Source organism: Tessaracoccus pujii (assembly GCF_055326215.1).
On the sequence record NZ_JBUZNP010000004.1, the window covers coordinates 73,755 to 96,022 of the forward strand.

The 22,268-nt window shown below is 68.0% G+C and carries 18 protein-coding genes and 1 tRNA gene; 3 read left to right on the plus strand and 16 right to left on the minus strand.

The window, feature by feature from the left end:
• Positions 1–97 precede the first annotated feature (97 nt).
• The 6 genes from rpsG to rplJ all read right to left on the minus strand — a co-directional run bounded on the left by rpsG (position 98) and on the right by rplJ (position 10,211).
• Positions 98–568 (minus strand): 30S ribosomal protein S7, encoded by a 471-nt coding sequence (gene rpsG, locus ACZK5N_RS06730; RefSeq protein WP_459020307.1) that lies wholly within the window; start codon positions 566–568, stop codon positions 98–100.
• Entirely contained in the window at positions 568–939 is a 372-nt protein-coding gene (rpsL, locus tag ACZK5N_RS06735) for a 30S ribosomal protein S12 (protein WP_077340453.1), read from the minus strand. The genes rpsG and rpsL overlap by 1 nt, the downstream gene beginning before the upstream one ends.
• Positions 940–1,232: 293 nt before the next feature.
• Positions 1,233–5,171 carry a DNA-directed RNA polymerase subunit beta' gene (rpoC, locus tag ACZK5N_RS06740; protein ID WP_459020308.1) on the minus strand — a complete coding sequence of 1,313 codons (3,939 nt, stop codon included), beginning with the start codon at positions 5,169–5,171 and terminating at the stop codon, positions 1,233–1,235.
• 195 nt (positions 5,172–5,366) lie between these two features.
• Positions 5,367–8,840: a DNA-directed RNA polymerase subunit beta gene (rpoB, locus tag ACZK5N_RS06745; protein WP_459020309.1), complete on the minus strand. Its 3,474-nt coding sequence runs from the start codon at positions 8,838–8,840 to the stop codon at positions 5,367–5,369.
• A 307-nt stretch (positions 8,841–9,147) separates the two neighbouring features.
• Positions 9,148–9,540: a 50S ribosomal protein L7/L12 gene (gene rplL / locus ACZK5N_RS06750; protein WP_459020310.1), complete on the minus strand. Its 393-nt coding sequence runs from the start codon at positions 9,538–9,540 to the stop codon at positions 9,148–9,150.
• Positions 9,541–9,593: 53 nt separating this feature from the next.
• Complete coding sequence (rplJ, locus tag ACZK5N_RS06755) at positions 9,594–10,211, minus strand: 50S ribosomal protein L10 (RefSeq protein WP_459020311.1); 618 nt, start codon at positions 10,209–10,211, stop codon at positions 9,594–9,596.
• A 321-nt stretch (positions 10,212–10,532) separates the two neighbouring features.
• On the opposite strand from rplJ, the gene ACZK5N_RS06760 reads away from it, so the two are divergent.
• The 3 genes from ACZK5N_RS06760 to ACZK5N_RS06770 all read left to right on the plus strand — a co-directional run bounded on the left by ACZK5N_RS06760 (position 10,533) and on the right by ACZK5N_RS06770 (position 13,152).
• Entirely contained in the window at positions 10,533–11,441 is a 909-nt protein-coding gene (locus tag ACZK5N_RS06760) for an ABC transporter substrate-binding protein (RefSeq protein WP_459020312.1), read from the plus strand.
• A 95-nt stretch (positions 11,442–11,536) separates the two neighbouring features.
• Positions 11,537–12,394 (plus strand): amino acid ABC transporter permease, encoded by an 858-nt coding sequence (locus ACZK5N_RS06765; protein ID WP_459020416.1) that lies wholly within the window; start codon positions 11,537–11,539, stop codon positions 12,392–12,394.
• Positions 12,395–12,399: 5 nt separating this feature from the next.
• Positions 12,400–13,152 carry an amino acid ABC transporter ATP-binding protein gene (locus ACZK5N_RS06770; RefSeq protein WP_459020417.1) on the plus strand — a complete coding sequence of 251 codons (753 nt, stop codon included), beginning with the start codon at positions 12,400–12,402 and terminating at the stop codon, positions 13,150–13,152.
• Between the two features lie 19 nt (positions 13,153–13,171).
• Here the strand turns inward: ACZK5N_RS06770 and ACZK5N_RS06775 are convergent, their stop codons facing one another.
• The 10 genes from ACZK5N_RS06775 to ACZK5N_RS06820 form a co-directional block, all read right to left on the minus strand.
• A complete protein-coding gene (locus ACZK5N_RS06775; protein WP_459020313.1) occupies positions 13,172–14,056 on the minus strand; it encodes an ADP-dependent NAD(P)H-hydrate dehydratase in 885 nt (294 codons plus the stop codon).
• Positions 14,053–14,856, minus strand: a complete 804-nt coding sequence (locus tag ACZK5N_RS06780) for a histidine phosphatase family protein (protein ID WP_459020314.1) — start codon at positions 14,854–14,856, stop codon at positions 14,053–14,055. The genes ACZK5N_RS06775 and ACZK5N_RS06780 overlap by 4 nt, the downstream gene beginning before the upstream one ends.
• Before the next feature lie 67 nt (positions 14,857–14,923).
• Positions 14,924–15,679 carry an enoyl-CoA hydratase/isomerase family protein gene (locus ACZK5N_RS06785; RefSeq protein ID WP_459020315.1) on the minus strand — a complete coding sequence of 252 codons (756 nt, stop codon included), beginning with the start codon at positions 15,677–15,679 and terminating at the stop codon, positions 14,924–14,926.
• Positions 15,680–15,761: 82 nt separating this feature from the next.
• On the minus strand, positions 15,762–16,463 hold the full coding sequence (gene rplA / locus ACZK5N_RS06790; protein ID WP_459020316.1) for a 50S ribosomal protein L1: 702 nt from the start codon (positions 16,461–16,463) through the stop codon (positions 15,762–15,764).
• Between the two features lie 94 nt (positions 16,464–16,557).
• Positions 16,558–16,986: a 50S ribosomal protein L11 gene (gene rplK / locus ACZK5N_RS06795; protein WP_459020317.1), complete on the minus strand. Its 429-nt coding sequence runs from the start codon at positions 16,984–16,986 to the stop codon at positions 16,558–16,560.
• A 58-nt stretch (positions 16,987–17,044) separates the two neighbouring features.
• Complete coding sequence (nusG, locus tag ACZK5N_RS06800; RefSeq protein WP_459020318.1) at positions 17,045–17,851, minus strand: transcription termination/antitermination protein NusG; 807 nt, start codon at positions 17,849–17,851, stop codon at positions 17,045–17,047.
• Entirely contained in the window at positions 17,848–18,366 is a 519-nt protein-coding gene (gene secE, locus ACZK5N_RS06805; protein WP_459020319.1) for a preprotein translocase subunit SecE, read from the minus strand. The genes nusG and secE overlap by 4 nt, the downstream gene beginning before the upstream one ends.
• Positions 18,367–18,458: 92 nt before the next feature.
• Positions 18,459–18,531: transfer RNA gene (locus ACZK5N_RS06810), tRNA-Trp, on the minus strand.
• 110 nt (positions 18,532–18,641) lie between these two features.
• Positions 18,642–20,468 carry an ABC transporter ATP-binding protein gene (locus tag ACZK5N_RS06815; RefSeq protein WP_459020320.1) on the minus strand — a complete coding sequence of 609 codons (1,827 nt, stop codon included), beginning with the start codon at positions 20,466–20,468 and terminating at the stop codon, positions 18,642–18,644.
• The gene (locus ACZK5N_RS06820; RefSeq protein ID WP_459020321.1) at positions 20,465–22,255 is read right to left on the minus strand and encodes an ABC transporter ATP-binding protein; all 1,791 of its coding nucleotides are present in this window, start codon (positions 22,253–22,255) and stop codon (positions 20,465–20,467) included. The genes ACZK5N_RS06815 and ACZK5N_RS06820 overlap by 4 nt, the downstream gene beginning before the upstream one ends.
• Positions 22,256–22,268 lie beyond the last annotated feature (13 nt).

Sequence of the window (22,268 nt, forward strand, 5' to 3'; positions counted from 1 at the left end):
TGTTGCGAACCTTGGAAAGGTCGATCACTGTGCAGTCCTTATGTCTCTGGGTAGTAGACGGTGAAGGCCCCCGGGGTTGAAACCCGGGGGCATCCGATCACCAGCGGTAGTGCGCGAAGGCGCGGTTGGCCTCAGCCATCTTGTGCGTGTCCTCGCGACGCTTCACCGAGGCACCGAGGCCGTTGGACGCGTCGAGGATCTCGTTCATGAGGCGCTCGGTCATGGTCTTCTCGCGGCGGGCGCGGGAGAAGCTCACGAGCCAGCGCATGGCCAGGGTGTTCTGGCGGCCCGGCTTGACCTCGATCGGCACCTGGTAGGTGGCGCCACCGACGCGACGGGACTTCACCTCGACGGACGGCTTGACGTTGTCCAGCGCGCGCTTGAGCGTCTGCACCGGATCCGTCCCGGTCTTGGTGCGCGTGCCCTCCAGGGCGTCGTAGACGATGGACTGCGCGATGGTCTTCTTCCCGTCGAGCAGGATCTTGCTCACGAGCTGAGAGACGAGCGGGGAGCCGTACACCGGGTCGATGATGACCGGGCGCTTCGGGGCGGGACCCTTGCGAGGCATTACTTCTCCTTCTTCGCGCCGTAGCGGCTGCGGGCCTGCTTGCGGCCCTTGACGCCCTGGGTGTCAAGGGAGCCGCGGATGATCTTGTAGCGAACGCCGGGCAGGTCCTTCACACGGCCACCGCGCACGAGCACCATCGAGTGCTCCTGCAGGTTGTGGCCGACACCCGGAATGTAGGCGGTGACTTCGATGCCGGAGCTCAGGCGCACACGAGCGACCTTGCGCAGCGCGGAGTTCGGCTTCTTGGGGGTGGTGGTGTACACACGGGTGCACACGCCACGGCGCTGAGGGGAACCCTTCAACGCGGGCGTCTTGTTCTTCGAGACTTTGTCGGTGCGGCCCTTGCGGACCAGCTGCTGAATAGTTGGCACCTGTTGGTATCACTTTCGTTGTCTGGGCGGACGTTGGTTTTCCCTGGCGCAACTCTGGTCGGCGGGGGGCAAGGTCACCGTTTCCAGCCTCACGACGCATCGAGTTGCCGTGCGAACTCCGCACAGGTCTGGTCTCTTCGCAACGAATAAGAGCGCCAGGATCATGCCAGGGCACGCACAAATGGGCCCGAGCAACCGGGCACGCCTCACAAGGTTACTCCAGCGCGTCACCAGGGTCAAAACAGGGAAGAGGGCCCCGGACGCGAGTCCGGAGCCCTCCCCATGGGACGGTGTCAGCGAATCTCGCCGAAGTCCATCTCGTCGAGCGGGACGGCGGGGCCGACCACATCGGAACCGAACGAGTAGTCGTACGGGTCGTAGCTCATGGTGTAGGCGCTCGCGCGGGCCTCCTCGGTGGGCTCCACCCGGATGTTGCGGTACCGCTCGAGACCGGTACCGGCCGGGATCAGCTTGCCCAGGATGACGTTCTCCTTGAGGCCCTTGAGCGTGTCGCTCTTGCCCTGGATGGCCGCGTCCGTGAGGACCTTGGTGGTCTCCTGGAACGAGGCCGCCGACAGCCAGGACTCGGTGGCCAGCGACGCCTTGGTGATGCCCATGAGGACCGGGCGACCCTCGGCCGGCTTGGCGCCTTCGGTCAACGCCTGACGGTTGGCCGCCTCGTAGGAGGCGCGGTCCACGAGCTCACCTGGCATCATCGACGTCTCTCCGGAGTCGATGACCGTCACGCGACGGAGCATCTGCCGGATGATGATCTCGATGTGCTTGTCGTGGATGGGGGCGCCCTGGGTGCGGTACACCCGCTGGACCTCTTCCACGAGGTGCTCCTGCACCTTCCGCAGGCCCCGGATCCGCAGGACGTCCTGCGGATCCACCTGGCCGGCGGTCAGCTGCTGACCGATGCTGACGCGCACGCCGTCCTCGATGTGAGTCCGGTTGCCGTGGTGGTCCTCGAACTCCAGGCGGGCGCGGCGCGCCACCGGGTACTCGAGGTCCTCGCCGCCGTCGTCGCGGACGATGACGAGCTTGCGGCTGCGGTCACCGTCCTCGATCCGGACCACGCCGTCGGCCTCCGCGATGGGGGCCTTGCCCTTGGGCTGACGCGCCTCGAAGAGCTCCGTCACGCGGGGCAGACCCTGCGTGATGTCGTCCCCGGCCACACCACCGGTGTGGAAGGTACGCATCGTCAGCTGGGTGCCGGGCTCGCCGATCGACTGGGCCGCGACGATGCCGATGGCCTCGCCGACGTCGACCACCTTGCCGGAGGCCAGCGAACGGCCGTAGCACAGGGCGCACGTGCCGAACGCGGACTCACAGGTCAGGACGGAACGCACCTTGACCTCGGTGAGGCCCGCCGCGACCATGACGTTGATCTCAGCGTCCCCCAGGTCCGTCCCGGCCTCGACCAGGACGGTCCCCTCCGCGTCGACGGCGTCGACGGCCAGCGCACGGGCGTAGACGGCGGTCTCGACCTCGGGTGAGGTCTCCACCGTGGCGCCCTCCGCGAACGGCTCGGCCGCCACCCGCACCGGCTTACCCATGTCGTCGGCGCCCGGCCTGGTCCACTTCGCGATGACCTTGGTCAGGCCGCGCTCGGTGCCGCAGTCCTCCTCGCGGATGATGACATCCTGCGAGACGTCCACGAGGCGTCGGGTCAGGTAGCCCGAGTCTGCGGTACGCAGAGCGGTGTCAGCCTGACCCTTACGACCACCGTGCGTCGAGATGAAGTACTCGAGGACCGACAGCCCCTCACGGAAGTTGGACTTGATGGGGCGGGCGATGATGTCGCCCTTGGGGTTGGCCACCAGCCCTCGCATGGCGGCGATCTGACGCATCTGCGTCATGTTTCCTCGGGCCCCCGAGTCCACCATCATGAAGATGGGGTTGTCCGCCGTGAAGTTGGCCTTCATGGCCTCGGTGAGCTCGGCTGTCGCGTCCGTCCAGATCGCGATGAGCTCCTGGCGGCGCTCATCCTCCGTCACGGTGCCGCGCTCGTAGAGCTTGTCGATCTTCGACGCGCGGGCCTCGTAACCCTCGAGGATCTGGGCCTTCTGCGGCGGGGTCTGGACGTCCGAGATGGACACCGTCACACCGGACTGCGTGGCCCACCTGAAACCGAGGTCCTTGAGGTTGTCCAGCGCTGCCGCAACGACCACCTTCGGGTACCGCTCGGCCAGGTCGTTGACGATCTGCCCGAGGACCTTCTTGCCCACGACGGTGTTGACGAAGGCGAAGTCGTCCGGCAGCGCCTCGTTGAAGAGGGCGCGGCCGAGCGTGGTCGCCACGAGGTGCGAACCGTCGGGGCGCGCCTCCTCACCGTCGATGACGACGTTCGTCAGGCGGATGTGGATGTTCGAGCCGATCGCGAGGTCCCCGCGGTCGAACGCCATGATGGCCTCGGCCAGCGACGAGAACGAGCGGCCCTCGCCTGCCCTCGGACGCAGCAGCGTCAGGAAGTAGTGGCCGATGATCATGTCCTGCGTGGGCATGGTGACCGGACGACCGTCAGCGGGCTTGAGGATGTTGTTCGTCGACAGCATGAGGATCCGCGCCTCGGCCTGGGCCTCGGCTGACAGCGGCAGGTGCACGGCCATCTGGTCGCCGTCGAAGTCCGCGTTGAACGCGGTGCAGACGAGCGGGTGGATCTGGATGGCCTTGCCCTCGATGAGCTGAGGCTCGAAGGCCTGGATGCCGAGGCGGTGGAGCGTGGGTGCGCGGTTGAGCAGCACCGGGTGCTCGGCGATGACCTCTTCGAGTACGTCCCACACGACGGGGCGCTGACGCTCCACCATGCGCTTGGCGGCCTTGATGTTCTGCGCGTGGTTGAGGTCGTCCAGGCGCTTCATGACGAAGGGCTTGAACAGCTCCAGCGCCATGGCCTTCGGCAGCCCGCACTGGTGCAGCTTGAGCTGCGGCCCCACGACGATGACGGAACGGCCCGAGTAGTCCACGCGCTTGCCGAGGAGGTTCTGGCGGAACCGGCCCTGCTTGCCCTTGAGCATGTCCGAGATGGACTTGAGCGGGCGGTTGCCCGGTCCTGTGACGGGGCGGCCGCGGCGGCCGTTGTCGAACAACGAGTCGACGGCCTCCTGAAGCATCCGCTTCTCGTTGTTGACGATGATCTCGGGCGCGCCGAGATCCAACAGCCGCTTGAGGCGGTTGTTGCGGTTGATCACGCGACGGTAGAGGTCGTTGAGGTCCGAGGTGGCGAAACGGCCACCGTCGAGCTGGACCATGGGGCGCAGGTCCGGCGGGATCACCGGCACGGCGTCGAGCACCATGGCCGAGGGATGGTTCTGCCCGGACAGGAACGCCGCGACCACCTTGAGCCGCTTGAGCGCACGGGTCTTCCGCTGGCCCTTGCCGGTGGCGATGATCTCGCGCAGGTTGATGGACTCGGCCTTGAGGTCGAAGGACTGGAGGCGCTTCTGGATGGCCTCGGCGCCCATGGAGCCCTCGAAGTACTTCGAGAAGCGCTTCTTCATCTCGCGGTAGAGCATCTCGTCGCCCTCGAGGTCCTGGACCTTCAGGCTCTTGAAGCGCTGCCACACCTCGTCGATGCGGTCCAGCTGACGCTGCGCGCGGGTGCGGATCTGGCCGGCCTCACGCTCGGCCGCTTCGCGGACCTTGCGCTTGATGTCTGCCTTGGCGCCCTCGTCCTCGAGCTGGGCGAGATCCTCTTCGAGCTTGCGCATGCGCGCCTCGATGTCGGCGTCGCGGCGGGACGCGACCTGCTTGGACTCGACCTCCACCTTGGCCTGCAGGGACGCGAGATCCCGGTGACGGGCCTCCTCGTCGACGGCGGTGATCATGTGCGCGGCGAAGTAGATGACCTTCTCGAGGTCCTTCGGGGCGATGTCCAGCAGGTAGCCCAGCCGGCTCGGCACGCCCTTGAAGTACCAGATGTGCGTCACCGGGGCGGCGAGCTCGATGTGGCCCATGCGCTCGCGGCGCACGTTGGACCGAGTCACCTCGACGCCGCAGCGCTCGCAGATGATGCCCTTGAACCGGACCCGCTTGTACTTGCCGCAGTAGCACTCCCAGTCACGGGTGGGGCCGAAGATCTTCTCGCAGAAGAGACCGTCGCGCTCAGGCTTGAGCGTGCGGTAGTTGATGGTCTCCGGCTTCTTGACCTCGCCGTGCGACCACTCGCGGATCTGGTCTGCGTTGGCGAGACCGATCCGCAGCTCGTCGTAGAAGTTCACGTCCAGCACGTTGCTTCTCTTTCCCCTCCAGTGGCCGGTGACGGGCCCTGGAGATCAGGGTGAATCTGGTTCAAGTTGTCCTGGGGAGGATGGGGGCGAAGCCCCTCGTGGAAGGCGGACGTCGTCCGCCTGCCACGGCCTCAGCGATGTTCGAGCGAATCGACCCCCACCGGGGGGTCCACGGGGGGCTCGCCCCCCGTGCGCTCAGACTTCGCCGACATCCATGAAGTTGTCGCTGCCGGGGCGGCGGCCGAGGTCGATGCCGAAGTCCTCGGCAGAGCGCATGTCGTCCTCGGAATCGCGCAGGTCGATGACCCGGCCGTCGTCGGAGAGCACCTCCACGTTCAGGCAGAGGGACTTCATCTCCTTGACGAGCACCTTGAACGACTCCGGGATGCCCGGTTCGGGGATGTTCTCGCCCTTGACGATCGCTTCGTAGACCTTCACGCGGCCGGGCACGTCGTCGGACTTGATGGTCAGGAGCTCCTGGAGAGCCCATGCGGCGCCGTAGGCCTCGAGGGCCCACACCTCCATCTCGCCGAACCGCTGACCGCCGAACTGGGCCTTACCACCCAGCGGCTGCTGCGTGATCATGGAGTACGGGCCGGTGGAGCGCGCGTGGATCTTGTCGTCGACGAGGTGGTGCAGCTTCAGCAGGTACATGTAGCCCACGCCGACGCGCTGCGGGTAGGGCTCGCCGGAGCGACCGTCGAAGAGCTGGGCCTTGCCGCCGCCGTCGACGAGGCGTACCCCGTCACGCGAGACCAGCGAGTTGGCCAGCAGCCCGTTGATCTCGGCCTCGGAGGCGCCGTCGAACACCGGGGTGGCGACCTTGGCGTTGCCGTCCATGCGGCCGAGGCCGACCTCGCGCAGGCGCTCGGCCCACTCCTCCTGCACCTCGGAGACGTCCCAACCGGTCTTGGCGATCCACCCGAGATGGTTCTCCAGCACCTGCCCCACGTTCATCCGGGAGGGGACGCCCAGGGGGTTGAGGACGATGTCCACCGGGGTGCCGTCCTCCATGAACGGCATGTCCTCGATGGGCAGGATCTTCGAGATGACGCCCTTGTTACCGTGGCGGCCGGCGAGCTTGTCGCCGTCGGAGATCTTGCGCTTCTGGGCGACGTGCACCCGCACCAGCTCATTGACGCCGGGAGGCAGTTCGTCGTCGTCCTCGCGGTTGAACACGCGGACCGCGATGACCGTGCCGGACTCGCCGTGGGGCACCTTGAGGGACGTGTCGCGCACCTCGCGGGCCTTCTCGCCGAAGATGGCGCGCAGCAGGCGCTCCTCGGGCGTCAGCTCGGTCTCGCCCTTCGGCGTGACCTTGCCCACCAGGATGTCTCCGGCCGAGACCTCGGCACCGATGCGCACGATGCCCCGCTCGTCGAGATCTCCGAGCATCTCGTCGGAGACGTTGGGGATCTCGCGGGTGATCTCCTCCGCGCCCAGCTTCGTGTCGCGGGCGTCGACCTCGTGCTCCTCGATGTGGATCGAGGTGAGGACGTCGTCCTGGACGATGCGCTGGGAGAGGATGATCGCGTCCTCGTAGTTGAGGCCCTCCCACGGCATGAAGGCAACCAGCAGGTTCTTGCCCAGGGCGAGCTCGCCCTGATCCGTGCAGGGACCGTCCGCGAGCGGAGTCCCCACCTCGATGCGGTCACCCGGCTTCACCAGCGGGCGCTGGTTGATGCAGGTGCCCGCGTTGGAGCGGACGAACTTGTCCAGCTTGTAGGACTGGTAGGTGCCGTCGTCGTTGGCGATCTCGAGGAGATCGGCCGAGACCGTCGTCACCACGCCCGGCTTCTTGGCCAGGGTCACGTCGCCGACGTCCACCGCCGCGCGGTATTCCATGCCGGTGCCGACGAAGGGGGCCTCGTTGCGGATCAGCGGGACGGCCTGACGCTGCATGTTGGCGCCCATGAGGGCTCGCGACGCGTCGTCGTGCTCGAGGAACGGGATCAGCGCCGTGGCGATGGAGACCATCTGCCGGGGCGACACGTCCATGTACTCCACGTCCGTGCCGGGGATCTGGTCCACGTCACCGTGCTTGAGGCGCACGAGCACGCGCTCCTCGGAGAGCCGCCCGTCCTTGCCGACGTGGGCGTTGGCCTGCGCGATGGAGTAGCGATCCTCCTCGTCCGCGGTGAGGTAGTCGATCTGGTCCGTGACGACGCCCTCGACCACCTTGCGGTACGGGGTCTCGATGAACCCGAAGGCGTTGACGCGGGCGAAGGAGGCCAGCGAGCCGATGAGGCCGATGTTGGGGCCTTCAGGGGTTTCGATGGGGCACATGCGGCCGTAGTGCGACGGGTGGACGTCACGGACCTCCATGCCGGCGCGGTCACGGGAGAGACCGCCGGGGCCGAGCGCGGAGAGGCGACGCTTGTGGGTCAGGCCCGCGAGCGGGTTGTTCTGATCCATGAACTGCGACAGCTGCGAGGTGCCGAAGAACTCCTTGAGCGCCGCCGTGACGGGCCGGATGTTGATCAGCGTCTGCGGCGTGATGGCCTCGATGTCCTGCGTGGTCATGCGGTCCCGCACCACGCGCTCCATGCGGCCGAGGCCGGTGCGCAGCTGGTTCTGGATGAGCTCGCCCACCGTGCGGAGACGACGGTTACCGAAGTGGTCGATGTCGTCAGGCTCCACCGGAAGGTCACCCAGCGTGTCGCGGTGCTCGTGGAGCGCCACGATGTAGCGGATGGCGGCCCCGATGTCCTCAAGTGTCAGGACCTGCTGGTCGAACGGCAGGTCGAGGCCGAGCTTCTTGTTGATCTTGTAGCGACCGACCTTGGCCGTGTCGTAGCGCTTGGGGTTGAAGTAGTAGTTGTCCAGCAGCGCCTGGGCGGCATCCCGCGCCGGCGGTTCGCCAGGGCGCAGCTTGCGGTAGATATCCAGCAGCGCCTCGTCCTGGGTCTTGACGGAGTCCTTCTCCAGCGTCAGGCGCATGGACTCGTACTCGCCGAACTCCTCGAGGATCCTGTCCTCGGACCAGCCGAGGGCCTTGAGAAGAACGGTGACGTTCTGCTTGCGCTTGCGGTCCAGGCGGACGAACACCATGTCGCGCTTGTCGATCTCGAACTCCAGCCACGCACCGCGCGACGGGATCACCTTGCAGGAGAAGATGTCCTTGTCCGAGGTCTTGTCCGGGGTCTGCTCGAAGTACACGCCGGGCGAACGGACCAGCTGCGACACGACGACGCGCTCGGTGCCGTTGATGATGAAGGTGCCGCGATCCGTCATGAGCGGGAAGTCGCCGATGAAGACCGTCTGGCTCTTGATCTCGCCGGTGTCGTTGTTGACGAACTCCGCGGTGACGAAGAGGGGGGCCGCGTAGGTGACGTCCCGGTCCTTGCACTCCTCAATGGTCCACTTGGGGCTCTCGAAGCGGTGGTCCCGGAACGACAGAGACATGGTCTCGTTGAAGTCCTCGATGGGCGAGATCTCCGCAAAGATCTCCTCCAGGCCGGAGCGGGTGTTGACGTCGGTACGGCCAGCGGCCAGCTGTCCCTCTACCTTCTCCACCCAGGCCTCGTTACCGATGAGCCAGTTGTAGGCGTCGATCTGCAAATCCAGGAGGTTGGGGACCTCTAGCGGCTCATGAATCTTCGCGAAGGAGATTCGGCCGGTGGATGAGACGACATTGGTGTTCTTCAACGCAGAGCGCGAGGCGGCCAAGATACGGTCCTTCCAAGAACGCTTGAAGCAAAATGTTTCCGTGCATGGCGAAGCTCCCGTGTCAAGTCACGGGGCGCAACGCATAGCTGGGCAAACAACCACTATAGAGCAATAGGCACAGGACGGCAACTACCGCAGGCCCTGCTGGTCATGCGGTCGACTTCGATCCCCTTTGATCTCTACGCCACGATGATAGCGGCCGCGGCGGCCGGCGCAACCCCGCCCCCGGCGCGTCGCGGCAGCACGTGCAACGGCCCGCCCCCCGGCAGGGGACGGGCCGTTGATCGCTGTGAGCTGAGGGGTCAGATCACTTGAGCTCGACCGAGCCGCCGGCGGCCTCGAGGGCCTCCTTGGCCTTGGCCGCGGTCTCCTTGTCGACCTGCTCCAGCACAGGCTTGGGGGCGCCCTCGACGAGGTCCTTGGCCTCCTTCAGGCCGAGGGAGGTCAGAGCGCGCACCTCCTTGATGACGGCGATCTTCTTCTCGCCGCCGGAGGTCAGGATGACGTCGACCTTGTCCGAGACTTCCTCGTCGGCACCGGCGTCGTCGCCAGCCGCGGGGGCGGCAGCGGCGGCAACCGCGACGGGGGCGGCAGCGGTGACACCGAAGGTGTCCTCGAAGAGCTTCACGAACTCAGAGAGCTCGATGAGGGTCATCTCCTTGAAGGCGTCAAGGAGCTCGTCAGTGGTGAGCTTCGCCATGGTGGCGTTTCCTTTCGTAGAAAGATCAGTGATTGCAGCGGCGCTGCAACGGATCACTCCGCAGCGTCAGCTGCAACGGGTGCCGCATCAGCGGCGGGGGTCTCGTCTGTGGCGTCGGCGGCAGGCGCGGAGCCGGCGCCACCGATCAGGGAGGGGTTGGCCTCGGCAGCGGTCTGCAGAGCACCGAACAGGCGGGCACCCTGCGACAGCGGGGCGGCCAGCATGTAGACGGCCTTGGCCATGTTGGCCTGCAGTGCGCCGGCCATCTTGGCCAGCAGAACCTCGCGGGACTCGAGGTCCGCGAGCTTCAGGACGGCCTGGGCGTCGAGGAACTTTCCCTCGAGCACACCACCCTTGATTGCCAGAGACGGGTGGGCCTTTGCGAAGTCACGCAGCCCCTTGGTGGCGGCAGCGATATCACCGCTGACGAACGCGATGCCTGTGGGGCCGGTGAGGGAGTCTGCGATTCCCTCGATGCCGGCTTCCTTGGCTGCGATCGCCGCAAGGGTGTTCTTCGCAACGGCGTAGGTTGCGTTCTCACCGAGGGATCGACGAAGGGTCTTCAGATCCTTGACGGTGAGACCGCGGTACTCGGTCAGCACTGCCGCCGCGGAGTTACTGAACTGGTCAGTGAGATCCGCGACCTTGGCAGCCTTATCCGGCCTCGCCATGTGGTCTCCTTCCGGTCTAACAGCCTCCGTCCGCCCGGGTGGGCGGCGGGAGGGCCGAAGTGCAGTGACGCAAAAAACGCCCCGACGCCGGCGGCGCGGGGCGACCCGTGGAACGGGAAGCTGACACGTACACCTGCGCGGGTGCCTTGCGGCGTTTATGGCTGGGATGCCACCTGCGGTCTTCGGCTCTGCGAACTATACCCAGGAGCCGACGCCGCCCCAAATCGGGCACGCGGGCTGCCCCGTGAGCCCGGGCGTGTCGACTTGAGCGGCGTGCACTAACCTCGACATGTTGATCTGTTCCACTCCGAGAGGACCCTCATGCGTCGCATCCTCGCCGCCGGCCTACTGGCCACCCTCGCCGTGAGCGCCTGCAGCGCCCCGTCGACCACCACCGACCCCTCCTCCGCTCCGGCGGACTCCACCGACCGCACCTACGACGTCTCAGGCGTGGCAAAGGTGGACGACATCGCAGCCCTGCTGCCGCAGGAGATCGCAGACAAGGGCACGCTGACCATCGGTGCCGCCACCGACTATGCGCCGGCCGAGTTCCGCGCTGACGATCTCACCACCGCCATCGGCTACGACGTCGACCTCGGCAAGGCGATCGGGAAGGTGCTCGGGGTCGAGACCGAGGTGGTCGACGGTGAGTTCGCCTCCCTGCTGCCCGGCATCGGCACCAAGTACGACATCGGCATCTCCTCGTTCACGGTCACCGAGGAGCGCACCGCGAACTTCACGATGATCTCCTACATCACGGTGGGCTCCAGCTTCGCCGTGAAGAAGGGCAACCCGGAGGCGTTCGACCCGGAGAACCTGTGCGGCCAGACGATCGGCGTCCAGACCGGTACCTGGCAGGAGGAGGAACTCGCCGGGTTCACGCAGGCCTGCGAGGACGAGGGCCAGGAGCCCATCGAGGTCCTCCCCTACGCCAAGCAGTCAGACGTCACCACCAACCTCGTGGGCGGCAAGGTGAAGGCCTTCTACGCGGACTCGACGGTGGCCTCCTACGCGGTGGCGCTGACCAACGACCAGCTCGAGGTGGTCGGGGGCGTGCGTGACGCGGCCCCGCAGGGCATCGTCGTGGCGCAGGACGACGTCGAGCTCACCGCCGCCATCCAGCAGGCGGTCCAGTCGCTCATGGACGACGGCACATGGGCCGCGATCCTCGACAGCTGGGGTGTCACCGAGGCCGGCCTCGACATGGCCGAGATCCACCCGCAGGCCTGAGCATGCGCCAGCCCACGCCGGAGCTGATCCACGCCCGCCCGGTCCCCAGGCCCAGCCTGTGGATCTGGGCCGGCGTCGTGCTGGTGCTCGTGGGCATGCTCGTCCACGGCCTGCTGACCAACCCCAATTACCACTGGGACGTGGTCGCCGGGCACCTGCTCGATCCGCGCATCATCTCCGGCCTGGGCTGGACACTGCTGCTCACCGTCGGCGCCATGGCATTGGGCATCACGCTGGCGGTGACGACGGCGATGATGCGGATGGGCACCAACCCCATCCTGCAGGCGGTGGCATGGGCCTACATCTGGTTCTTCCGCGGCACCCCCGTCTACACCCAGCTGGTCTTCTGGGGCCTGCTGCCGGTGCTCTACCCGCGGCTCAGCCTCGGCATCCCGTTCGGCCCCGAGTTCTTCGAGTTCACCACGCAGGACGTCATCAACGCGGGCGTCGCGGCCATCCTGGGCCTGGGGCTCAACGAGGGCGCGTACCTGTCGGAGATCGTGCGCTCGGGCCTCAACTCAGTGGACAAGGGACAGTGGGAGGCTGCGACGGCGCTGGGCATGAAGCGCTCCACGACGCTGCGCCGGGTGATCATCCCGCAGGCCATGCGCGTCATCGTGCCGCCCACCGGCAACGAGACCATCTCCATGCTGAAGACCACCTCGCTCGTGCTCGCGGTCCCGTTCAGCCTGGAGCTGACGTTCGTCACCAACGCCATCGGCAACAAGAACTTCCTCCCCGTCCCGCTGCTCATCGTCGCCGCGATCTACTACCTGGTGGTGACGTCGATCCTGATGGTGGGCCAGTCCTACCTGGAGGCGTACTACGGTCGCGGCTTCGACACCGACACCACGGGGCGCGCGAAGCCGGCCAAGGGCATGTCACGGCGGCAGCAGGCCATCCTCGCCGCGGGCACGGTGCACACCGATCCGAATCTGGAGGTGACCCCATGAGCGCGATGGTCGAGGCACGGGGTGTTCACAAGCTCTTCGGTCACCTGCACGTCCTCAAGGGCGTGGACCTCACCGTCGGCAGGGGCGAAGTGTGCGTGGTGCTGGGCCCGTCGGGGTCCGGCAAGTCCACCCTGATCCGTTGCATCAACGAGCTGGAGCAGATCAGTTCCGGCCGGATGTTCGTCGGCGGGGAGCTGATGGGGCTGCGCGAGGTGAACGGCCGCCTGCATCGCCGCAGCGACAAGGAGATCGCGCAGCAGCGGTCCAAGGTGGGCATGGTGTTCCAGCGCTTCAACCTGTTCCCACACATGACCGCTCTCGAGAACGTGATGGAGGCGCCACGTCAGGTGCGCGGGCTGTCCAAGCCCGCGGCCGAGTCCCTGGCCCGTGACCAGCTCGAGCGCGTGGGCCTCTCGGACCGCTCGGACCACTACCCGTCCCAGCTCTCCGGTGGTCAGCAGCAGCGCGTCGCGATCGCCCGCGCCCTGGCCATGGAGCCGGAGCTGATGCTGTTCGACGAGCCCACCTCTGCCCTTGATCCCGAGCTGGTGGGCGAGGTGTTGAGCGTCATGCAGGAGCTGGCGGCCAGCGGCATGACCATGATCGTGGTGACCCACGAGGTGGGTTTCGCCCGCGAGGTGGCGGACCAGGTGGTGTTCATGGACGACGGCGTCGTCGTCGAGCGCGGCACCCCGGCCGAGGTCATCGACCACCCACAGCAGCAGCGCACCCGGGACTTCTTCGCCAAGGTCCTCTGAGGGCACCCGCCGCCGGGCTTCAGCCGATCTCGAGGAGGGCCAGCGGGATCTCGGAGGGCAACTCGCCCGCGAGGTAGCCCGTCGGCCCGAATCTGGACGCCAACCTCCCGCCCACCGTGCCGTGCAGATAGGCCGCCCAGACCGCGGCCTGGGCCGGCTCCGCGCCCCGCGCGCACAGACCCACCACGATGCCGGCCTTCACGTCGCCCGAACCCGCGACTCCCAGCCCCGCGTTGCCCTCGTCGCTGCGCCAGAGCCGCCCGTCGGGAGTGCCGATGAAGGTGCTGGAGGATCCTGAGCTCACCACGGCCCCGGTGGCCTCGGCCAGGCGGAGGACCGCGGCCCCCTGGTCCCGGCGCACCTCTTCCTCGTCGACGCCCAAGGTCAACGCCAGCTCGCTCAGGTTGGGCGAGAGGACCAGCGCGTCGAGGGCACCCCCTCGCGACGGGTCCTCCGTGAGCCAGGCCAGCGCCAGGGCGTCGAGCACCACGGTCCCGCGGAGCAGGGGAGCCACGGCCTCCATCAACGCGACCGCTCGGCCGACGTCGAGCATGCCGGGGCCGATCAGCGTGGCGTCCGCGCCCGGAGAGTAGTCGACCACCACCGTCGCGGCCGCCCAGGTGAGATCGCCCTCCGCCGAGCACTGCGCCCCGCGGACCAGCGACTCGGGCATCGCCACGGCCATGGGCACCGCCACCGGCTCAGGCACCACGAGCTGGGTCTTGCCAGCGCCCGATCGCATGGCGGCACGCGCCGCCAGCAGCACACCGCCTGGATTGGGCACGCTGCCACCGACGATCAGCGCGCGCCCCCGGGCGTCCTTGCTCCCCCGCGGCGACGGCAGGGGCCAGTCGCGCAGCACGGCAGGGGTGATGACGGTCGGCCGGTCCCGCGCGTCGGTCATCCCTCCCCCCTCCGCGACGGCTGCGCCTCGGCGCCTCCGTCGCCGCCCTCCCGGGCATGGCCGGGCTCGCGCGTCACGCGGGCCTCGCCGCTGCCCAGCAGCGCACTCACGTCGTCGCGGGCCGCCAGCTGCAGGGCGCCGTCGCGCTCGATGTAGCGCGTCATGGAGCAGTTGGCCACGGGCTCCTCCTTCTGGAGGGCCACCACCTGCGCCGCCTCGAGACCCTCCAGAACGTAGCGGAAGGCGAGGATGACCGCCTCGTGGCTGAACAGCCAGACCCGCTCCCCCGCGTAGCGCGCCTGCAGTTCCACCAGGAGGCTGCGGATCCGCAGGATCACGTCTGCCCAGGACTCGCCGCCGGGCGGCCGGTAGTAGAACTTCCCCACCCTGTCGCGGCGTTCGGACTCCTCCGGGTGTTCCGCCTTGATGCCGTACCACGTCACGCCGTCGAAGATGCCGAGTTCACGCTCCCGAAGGCGCTCGTCGAGCAGGATCTCCGTCCCCTGCAAGGCCGCCAGTGCGCGCTCTGCGGTGGCTCGGGCTCGGCGAAAGGGTGAGCTCACGACGACGGTGGGCCGCTCGCCGGCGGGGAGCGCGGCGATGTGGCGCCCCAGTGCCTCGGCCTGGCGCCGGCCTTCACCCGACAGGTCGATCAGCTCGTCGTTGGTGGGCAGGTCGAGGCGGTGCGCCTTGGCGGCTATGGCGGCGTGGTCGGCAACGTTGCCGAGACTCTGGCCATGCCTGACCAGGACGATCTCGGCCGGTCCCGTCGCGGAGCCCTCGGTGGCGACAGTGGTCATGGGCGTCCCTTCCGTCGTGCTGGTCCCCCACCCTACGACGCGGCCGCGCCCACGGCCAGGACGCGCGTCAGTCCGGCCGCCAGGTGAAGCGTGGCGGCCGGCGGTCACGGAAGGCGGCGATCCCCTCCTCCTTGTCCGGGCCGGCGTTCGCCCGCTGGACCCAGGAGATGGCCGTCTCCGCCTCCAGGTCGCGGTGGACCAGGCCGTCGACGATCTCCTTGGAGGCCCGGAGCGTGAGCTGCGAGAGGCCCGCCATCTGCTCACCCACTCCGATGGCCGCTGACAGGGCGTCTCCGGCGTCCACGACCCGGTTGAGCAGGCCCACCGCCAGCGCGCGCTCCGCGTCCACGCGGGCCGCGGTGAACAGCAACTCCTTGGTCACGGCTGGGCCCATGAGGTGGATCATCCGCTCGGTGGCCGACACCGGGTAGACGATCCCCAGCGTGGCCGGGGGGACGGAGAAGGTGGCCGTGGCCCCGGCGATCCTCAGGTCGCAGCCCAGGGCCAACTCCAGGCCCCCGCCGTAGCACGCGCCCTCGATGGCGGCGATGACGGGCTTGGGGCTCCGGGCGATGGCCAGTTCGGCGTTGATGGGGCGCTCGGCATGGTGGAGCTCATCGAGCCCACCGATGTCCGACCCGGCGCAGAAGGTTCCCTCCGCACCGGTGAGGACCACGACGGCCACCTCCGGATCTGCGTCGAGGTCCCGCATCAGCGCGGGCACACGGCGCCACATGTCGTCGGTCATCGCGTTGCGCTTGCCGGGGTTGTTGAGCGTGATGACGGCGATGCTGCCCTGGCGGCGGAGGTCGACGGTGGCCATGGGGCCATCCTGTCACCAGACGCGCCTCGGGGCGGGCACCGCGATGGTGCCCGCCCCGAGAGCGCGGTGTGGGTGGTGGAGCTCAGGCCTCGGGGGGCTTGGTCATCGAGGTGTCGACGAGCACGCTGGGGCTCATGGTGGCCGAGACCGCGATCTTGCGGACGTAGCGGCCCTTCGACGCGGACGGCTTCAGACGCACGATCTCCTCGATCACCGCGAAGTAGTTGTCCGTGAGTTGCTCCTGCGTGAACGACACCTTCCCGATGAGGAACTGCAGGTTCCCGTGGCGGTCGATGCGGAACTCGATCTTGCCGCCCTTGATGTCGGCCACGGCCTTGGCGACGTCCATCGTGACGGTGCCGGTCTTGGGGTTGGGCATCAGACCGCGCGGGCCGAGGACGCGCCCGAGGCGGCCGACCTTGCCCATGAGATCCGGGGTGGCGACGACGGCGTCGAAGTCCAGGTAGCCGCCGGCCACCTTCTCGATCAGTTCGTCGGTGCCGACCTCGTCGGCGCCAGCGGCCCGGGCGGCGTCAGCCTTGTCACCGGCGGCGAAGACGAGGACCCGAGCCGTCTTGCCTGTGCCGTGCGGAAGGTTGACCGTGCCGCGGATCATCTGGTCCGCCTTGCGGGGGTCGACGCCCAGGCGGACGGCGACGTCGACGGTCTCGTCGAACTTGGCCGAGGCCATCTCCTTGACGAGGCGAAGCGCCTCGTCGGGGCTGTACGCCTGTGCTTCGGCGCGCTTCTCTGCGGCGCCTCGGTATGCCTTGCTGTGCTTCATGCTGGTTCCTTCTTGTCTGCCGGCCTCGTAGGCCGGTCCACCAGTTCTGGTGCGGGGTGCTGTCCCCTACCAGGGAGAGTGAACGGGGGGTGGATCAGTCGACGGTGACGCCCATGGAGCGGGCGGTGCCTTCGACGATCTTCATGGCGGCCTCAATGTCGTTGGCGTTGAGGTCAGGGAGCTTGGTCTGCGCGATCTCGCGGATCTGGTCCTTGGAGAGCTTGCCGACCTTGGTGGTCAGCGGGTTCGCAGCACCGCTCTTGATGCCGGCGGCCTTCTTGATCAGCTCAGCGGCGGGCGGCGTCTTCGTGATGAAGGTGAACGTGCGGTCCTCGTAGATCGTGATCTCGACGGGGATGACGTTGCCGCGCTGGGACTCCGTGGCGGCGTTGTACGCCTTCACGAACTCCATGATGTTGACACCGTGCGGACCGAGTGCGGTACCGACCGGGGGCGCGGGCGTGGCTGAGCCGGCGTTCAGAGCGACCTTGACGAGGGCCGCGACCTTCTTCTTGGGAGGCATGGGTGGGTCCTTTACCTAAATGGGTGGAAGTGCCCGCAGGCGGGCGCAACGCACAATCTTAGACGACTTTCTCGACCTGCTTGAATTCGAGGTCGACGGGTGTCTCGCGCCCCAGGATCTCGACGAGGGCGATGAGCCGCTGATTGTTCGGATTGAGTTCGGTGATCGTGGCGTGGACCCCGGTGAAGGGGCCGTCGGTCACCATGACGGAGTCGCCGACTGCGAAGTCCACGACCTCCACCTTGCGCTTCCGCGAGACGGCGGCGCCCGCCTGCTCGGCGTTCACCTTCGCATGCACGGACGGGGTCAGCATGTTGAGGACCTCGTCGATGGACAGCGCCACCGGCTGTTGTCCGTGGCCGACGAAGCCGGTGACGGAGGGGGTCTGGCGCACGACGCTCCACGAGTCGTCGGTCAGTTCCATCCGGATGAGCACGTAGCCCGGCAGCACGCAGCGCGTGACCGTCTTGCGGGCGTTGTTGCGGATCTCGACGACTTCCTCGGTGGGGACGACCGTCTCGAAGATGAACTCCTCCATGTTGAGGGTCTGCGCGCGGGAGTCCACGTTCTGCTTCACGCGGTTCTCCATGCCCGAGTACGTGTGGATCACGTACCACTCGCCGACCTTCGACTCGAGCTCTTCGCGCAACTCGGCCAGTGCGGCCGCGACCGCGTCGTCCGCGTCCTGTTCGGCCTGGTCCTCCTCCGGCGTGGCGGGCTCCTCGGCCAGCAGCACGGGCGACTCGTCAGCGTCAGCGTCCGCCGACAGGTCGCCGAGGTCGATCTCCACGTCGTCGGTGGCGGCGTCCTCCAAGCTGCCGAGGTCGATCTCGAAGTTGATGTCGTTGTTGTCAGAGTCGGTCATGCATTGCTCCCAAAGATCTGCAGAAGTGACCAGCCGAACGCCATGTCCAGCACTCCCACGAAGAAAATCATGATGAGCACGAAGACCAGCACCGCGCCGAACATGGTGACGAGTTGCGGCCATGTGGGCCAGACAACCTTCTTGAGCTCGCCGGCGGACTGCCGGACGAACTCGGCGGGGTTGTGGGCGGCGTACGGGTCTTCGCCCTCCGCGAGGGCGGCGTTGCGCTTCCGGGTGGGGGCGCTCTTGCGCACCGGCGCCTTGGCTGTCTTGCGCGCGATGACGGGCGCCGCGGCGAGGTCCTCGTCGTCGAACTCGTGCTCGAGCCCGGCGATGATCTCGTCCTCGGACTCCGCGCCCACAAGGGTCACGTCCTCGTCGGCTGCCATGGCGTCGGCTTCGGCGGCCGCGAGGGCGTCCTCGTCAGCGACGATCTCGTCCGCGTCGGGCGCGCTGGCGTCCTCGGAGACGAACTCCTGGCCCTCCGGCTCTGCGTCGCGCGACTTGTCGCTCACGCTGGACTTCCCTTCGCATATACAAACAAAATGCCTCACCGACCACGTGTGTCGGCAGGCGTGCGAGGCGGCCGGAATCGACGGCTACCTAGCAGGGCAGGAGGGACTCGAACCCCCAACCTGCGGTTTTGGAGACCGCTGCTCTGCCAATTGAGCTACTACCCTTTGGCGGTTGGACCGCCACGCGCCGGGTGCTTTTGAGCACACGACGACCATGGCAATAACTACCGGTGATCCCCAACTATATGCGGTTTGCACCCCAGATGCGAACCAGGTCAGGCCAGTGACGACAGCCATGCCCGGTGCAGATCCGCGTACCTTCCCTGGCCGGCGACGAGGTCCGCCGGGCTTCCGTCCTCCACCACGCGGCCGTGCTGGAGGACGAGCACGCGGTCTGCGATCTCCACCGTCGACAAACGGTGGGCGATGATGATCGCCGTGCGATCCGCGAGGATGGTGCGCAACGCGCGCTGGACGAGCCGCTCCGTGGGGACGTCGAGCGAGGACGTGGCCTCGTCGAGGATGAGGACCCGCGGATCGGCCAGCACCACGCGGGCAAAGGCCACCAGCTGGCGCTGGCCCGCCGAGAGCCGCGACCCCCGCTTTCCGGTGTCCGTGTCGTATCCCCTCGGCATGGCCTCGATGAACGTGTCGGCCCCCACCGCACGGGCCGCCGCGACCACCTGCTCGCGGGTTGCCCCGGGCCTGCCGAATGCGATGTTGTCCGCCACGGAGCCGGCGAAGATGAAGTTCTCCTGCGTGAGGAGCGTGACGTGGCGGCGCAGGGTGTCGTCGGCGAGGTGACGCACATCGACGCCGTCGAGATGCACCGATCCCGCCTGGGGATCGTAGAACCGCGCCACGAGCTTGGCGATGGTGGTCTTGCCCGCCCCGGTGGTCCCGACGAGGGCGACGGTCTGGCCGGAGTCGATGGAGAGCGAGAGCCCCGGGAGCACGGTGGCGCCCTCGATGTAGGAGAAGGTGACGCCGTCGAGCGCCACCTCCCCGCGCGCGGTCGGCAGGGCGACGGGGTGCTCAGGGTCGCGGACGTCGGGCTCCTCGTCCATCACGCTCGCCACCTTCTCCAGCGCGGTGAGCGCGGACTGCAGCGACGAGATGAACTGCCCGATGTCCTGCATGGGATCGAAGAACATCCTCACGTACAGCACGAACGCCGCGAGGGTGCCGACGCTCAACTGGTCACCGAGCGCCATGAAACCACCGACCGCCACCACGACCACGACGCCCACGTGACCGACGAACTGGATGCCCGGCATGGCGCGCGCGAACACCCGCAGGGCCGTGGTGTTGGCGTCGCGGTACTGCAGCGCCACCGCCTCGAAGATCTCGCGGGAGCGCGGTTCGCGGCGGAAGGCCTGCACGGCCTTGATGCCGGTCATCGTCTCGATGAACTGGACGATCACGATGGCCGACAGGGTCCGCACGTGCCGGAAGGCCCGCGTGGACGCCTTGGCGAACCACCTCATGAGCAGCCACAGCAACGGATAGGTGAAGAACGCCACCAGCGCCAGCCGCCAATCGAGCAGCAGCAGGATGACGGTGGAGCCGACGATGGTGAGCAGGGCCGCGACCACCACGTCGATGCCTTGGAGGACGAGTTCCTGGACGGCCTCGACGTCGCTGGTCATCCGCGACACCGCCCTGCCGGAGGTGTACCGGTCGTGGAACCCGACGCTCAGCCGCTGGAACTGCCGGTACAGCCGGCGGCGGAGGGTCAGCAGCAGGTCGTTGCCGATCACGCCGGACCTCCGCAGGAAGAACGAGCGGCAGGTGACCTGCACGACGATGGCGCCCACCATCACCCCGAGGAGGGTGACCAGCGTCGAGGACACGCCGCCCTGCAGCGCCGGGATGCCGTCGTCGAGCACGCGCTGGACCAGGACGGGGACGGCGAGGCGAGCCAGCGACTCCAGCACCACGGCGACGACGAGGACGGCACCCCAGCGTCGGTAGGGGCGGACCAGGTCCGCCAGCAGCCTCCGGCTCGCGGGTCTGAGGGCCACCGTGGAGTCGGTCTCCTCCGAGATCTCCTGCTTGACGCCGCGCCAGTCCTCGAGCGCCGTGTCGCGGGTATCGGTCATCGGGCCGCCTCCTCTGCCAGGTCGGGCTCGATGCTGTAATCGGCGGACAGCAGCTCTCGATACTCCGGCACGGTCGCCAGGAGTTCCTGGTGCGTGCCGACGTGGGCGATGCGGCCCTCGACGAGCATCGCGACGCGGTCCGCGAGCAGCACCGTCGAGGCCCGGTGGGCCACGACGATGCCGGTCACCCCCACCAGGGTGGCCTTGAGCGCGGCCTCCACCTCGGCCTCGGTGTGGATGTCCAGCGCGCTGAGGGTGTCGTCGAGGACGAGGACCTTGGGTGAGACGAGGATGGCCCTGGCCAGGGCGAGCCGCTGGCGCTGGCCGCCGGAGAGGCTGAGACCCTGTTCGCCCAGCCTGGTGTCGAGGCCCCACGGCAGGTCGTGGACGAACTCCGCCGACGCCACCCGGAGCGCCTCCGCGATGTCCCCGTCCGACGCGTCGGGCCGGCCCAGGGTCAGGTTCTCGCGGGCCGACATGGAGAAGAGGATCGGGTCCTCGAAGGCGGTGGCGACGAGGGACCGCAGCTGGGTGAGCTCCAGCTCACGGATGTCCACGCCGTCGAGGAGGATGGCTCCCCCCGTGACGTCCTGAAGGCGCGGGATCAGCGAGACGATCGTGGACTTGCCGGATCCGGTGCCGCCGACGAGGGCCACGGTCTCACCGGGGGCGATGTCGAGGGTCACGTCCGTGAGCGTGGGAGCGTCGGCGTCGTCGAACCGGAACTGGACGTGGCGCAGGCTCAGGGCGCCGCGCGGCCGCGCGATGCGGCGGGTGCCGGAGGTGATCGTCACGGGCGCGTCGAACACCTCACACACCCGGTCCGCCGCGGTCTGCGCCTCACGCATGAAGGACAGGAGGAACCCCAGCGACCCCACGGGCCACGCCAGCGAGAGCAGGAGGGTGACGAACGCCACCACCTGGCCCAGCGTCAGGAGCCCGTCCGCTGAGGCGACGGCGGCGCCGCCGAGCACCACCACCAGCAGCACCGAGGGGAACACCTCCAGCAGCGTCCAGAGCACGGAGGCGAGCCTCATCCTGTGGACCCCCGCGTCGCGGAGCGCCACGGCGCGGCGGTCGAAACCACTGAACGCGAAGGGCACCCGGCCGAAGGAGCGGATCACCCGGACGCCGTGCAGCGCCTCCTCCGCCGCGGAGGCCACATCTCCGGTGCGATCCTGCACCTGCCGCGACACCAGCCCGAAGCGGTGGACGAGGTAGGTGGTGGCCGCCACCACCGGCACCACCGAGACCAGCACCGCGACCCCGAGCGGCCAGTGCATGGCCACCATGATGGACACCACGACCACGATCTGGATGGTGTTCATGATGAGCATGAGCACGCCGAAGGACATGAAGCGGCGCAGCAACCCGAGGTCGCTCATGATCCGCGACAGCAGTTGCCCCGACTCCCAGCGCTTGTGGAAGCCGAGTTGGAGGGCCTGCAGCGTGTCGAACAGGTCCAGGCGGATGTTGGCCTCCAGGGACGACGTGGCCCGGGTGAGCATCCATCGCCGGGCCAGGTTGATGGACGCGTCCACGGCCCCGGCCGCCAGGATCAGCAGCGCGTACAGCGCCACCCCCCACGGATCCCGCCCGGCGATGGGGCCGTCGACGATGCGGCCCAGCAGCAGGGGGATGAGCACGGCCATGGCCACACCGATGGGCGCCAGGGCCAGAGCCAGCGCGAACTGCCGCCAGAACGGCAGCAGGTAGGGCAGCAACCGCACCAGGCTGGAGCGACGGGGCGCGGCGGGGCGAACCGGGTTGGTGAGGGGCTGAGGCACCCGGACAGGCTAC

Bases quoted from the DNA above. Each gene is read 5' to 3' on its own strand.
- ACZK5N_RS06765 (WP_459020416.1), top strand. From the start codon at position 11,537: ATGCTCGTCCACGGCCTGCTGACCAACCCCAATTACCACTGGGACGTG.
- rplJ (WP_459020311.1), bottom strand. From the start codon at position 10,211: ATGGCGAGGCCGGATAAGGCTGCCAAGGTCGCGGATCTCACTGACCAG.
- ACZK5N_RS06760 (WP_459020312.1), top strand. From the start codon at position 10,533: ATGCGTCGCATCCTCGCCGCCGGCCTACTGGCCACCCTCGCCGTGAGC.
- ACZK5N_RS06785 (WP_459020315.1), bottom strand. From the start codon at position 15,679: ATGGCCACCGTCGACCTCCGCCGCCAGGGCAGCATCGCCGTCATCACG.
- ACZK5N_RS06770 (WP_459020417.1), top strand. From the start codon at position 12,400: ATGGTCGAGGCACGGGGTGTTCACAAGCTCTTCGGTCACCTGCACGTC.
- rplL (WP_459020310.1), bottom strand. From the start codon at position 9,540: ATGGCGAAGCTCACCACTGACGAGCTCCTTGACGCCTTCAAGGAGATG.
- rplA (WP_459020316.1), bottom strand. From the start codon at position 16,463: ATGAAGCACAGCAAGGCATACCGAGGCGCCGCAGAGAAGCGCGCCGAA.
- rplK (WP_459020317.1), bottom strand. From the start codon at position 16,986: ATGCCTCCCAAGAAGAAGGTCGCGGCCCTCGTCAAGGTCGCTCTGAAC.
- nusG (WP_459020318.1), bottom strand. From the start codon at position 17,851: ATGACCGACTCTGACAACAACGACATCAACTTCGAGATCGACCTCGGC.
- ACZK5N_RS06775 (WP_459020313.1), bottom strand. From the start codon at position 14,056: ATGACCGACGCGCGGGACCGGCCGACCGTCATCACCCCTGCCGTGCTG.
- ACZK5N_RS06815 (WP_459020320.1), bottom strand. From the start codon at position 20,468: ATGACCGATACCCGCGACACGGCGCTCGAGGACTGGCGCGGCGTCAAG.
- rpsG (WP_459020307.1), bottom strand. From the start codon at position 568: ATGCCTCGCAAGGGTCCCGCCCCGAAGCGCCCGGTCATCATCGACCCG.
- ACZK5N_RS06780 (WP_459020314.1), bottom strand. From the start codon at position 14,856: ATGACCACTGTCGCCACCGAGGGCTCCGCGACGGGACCGGCCGAGATC.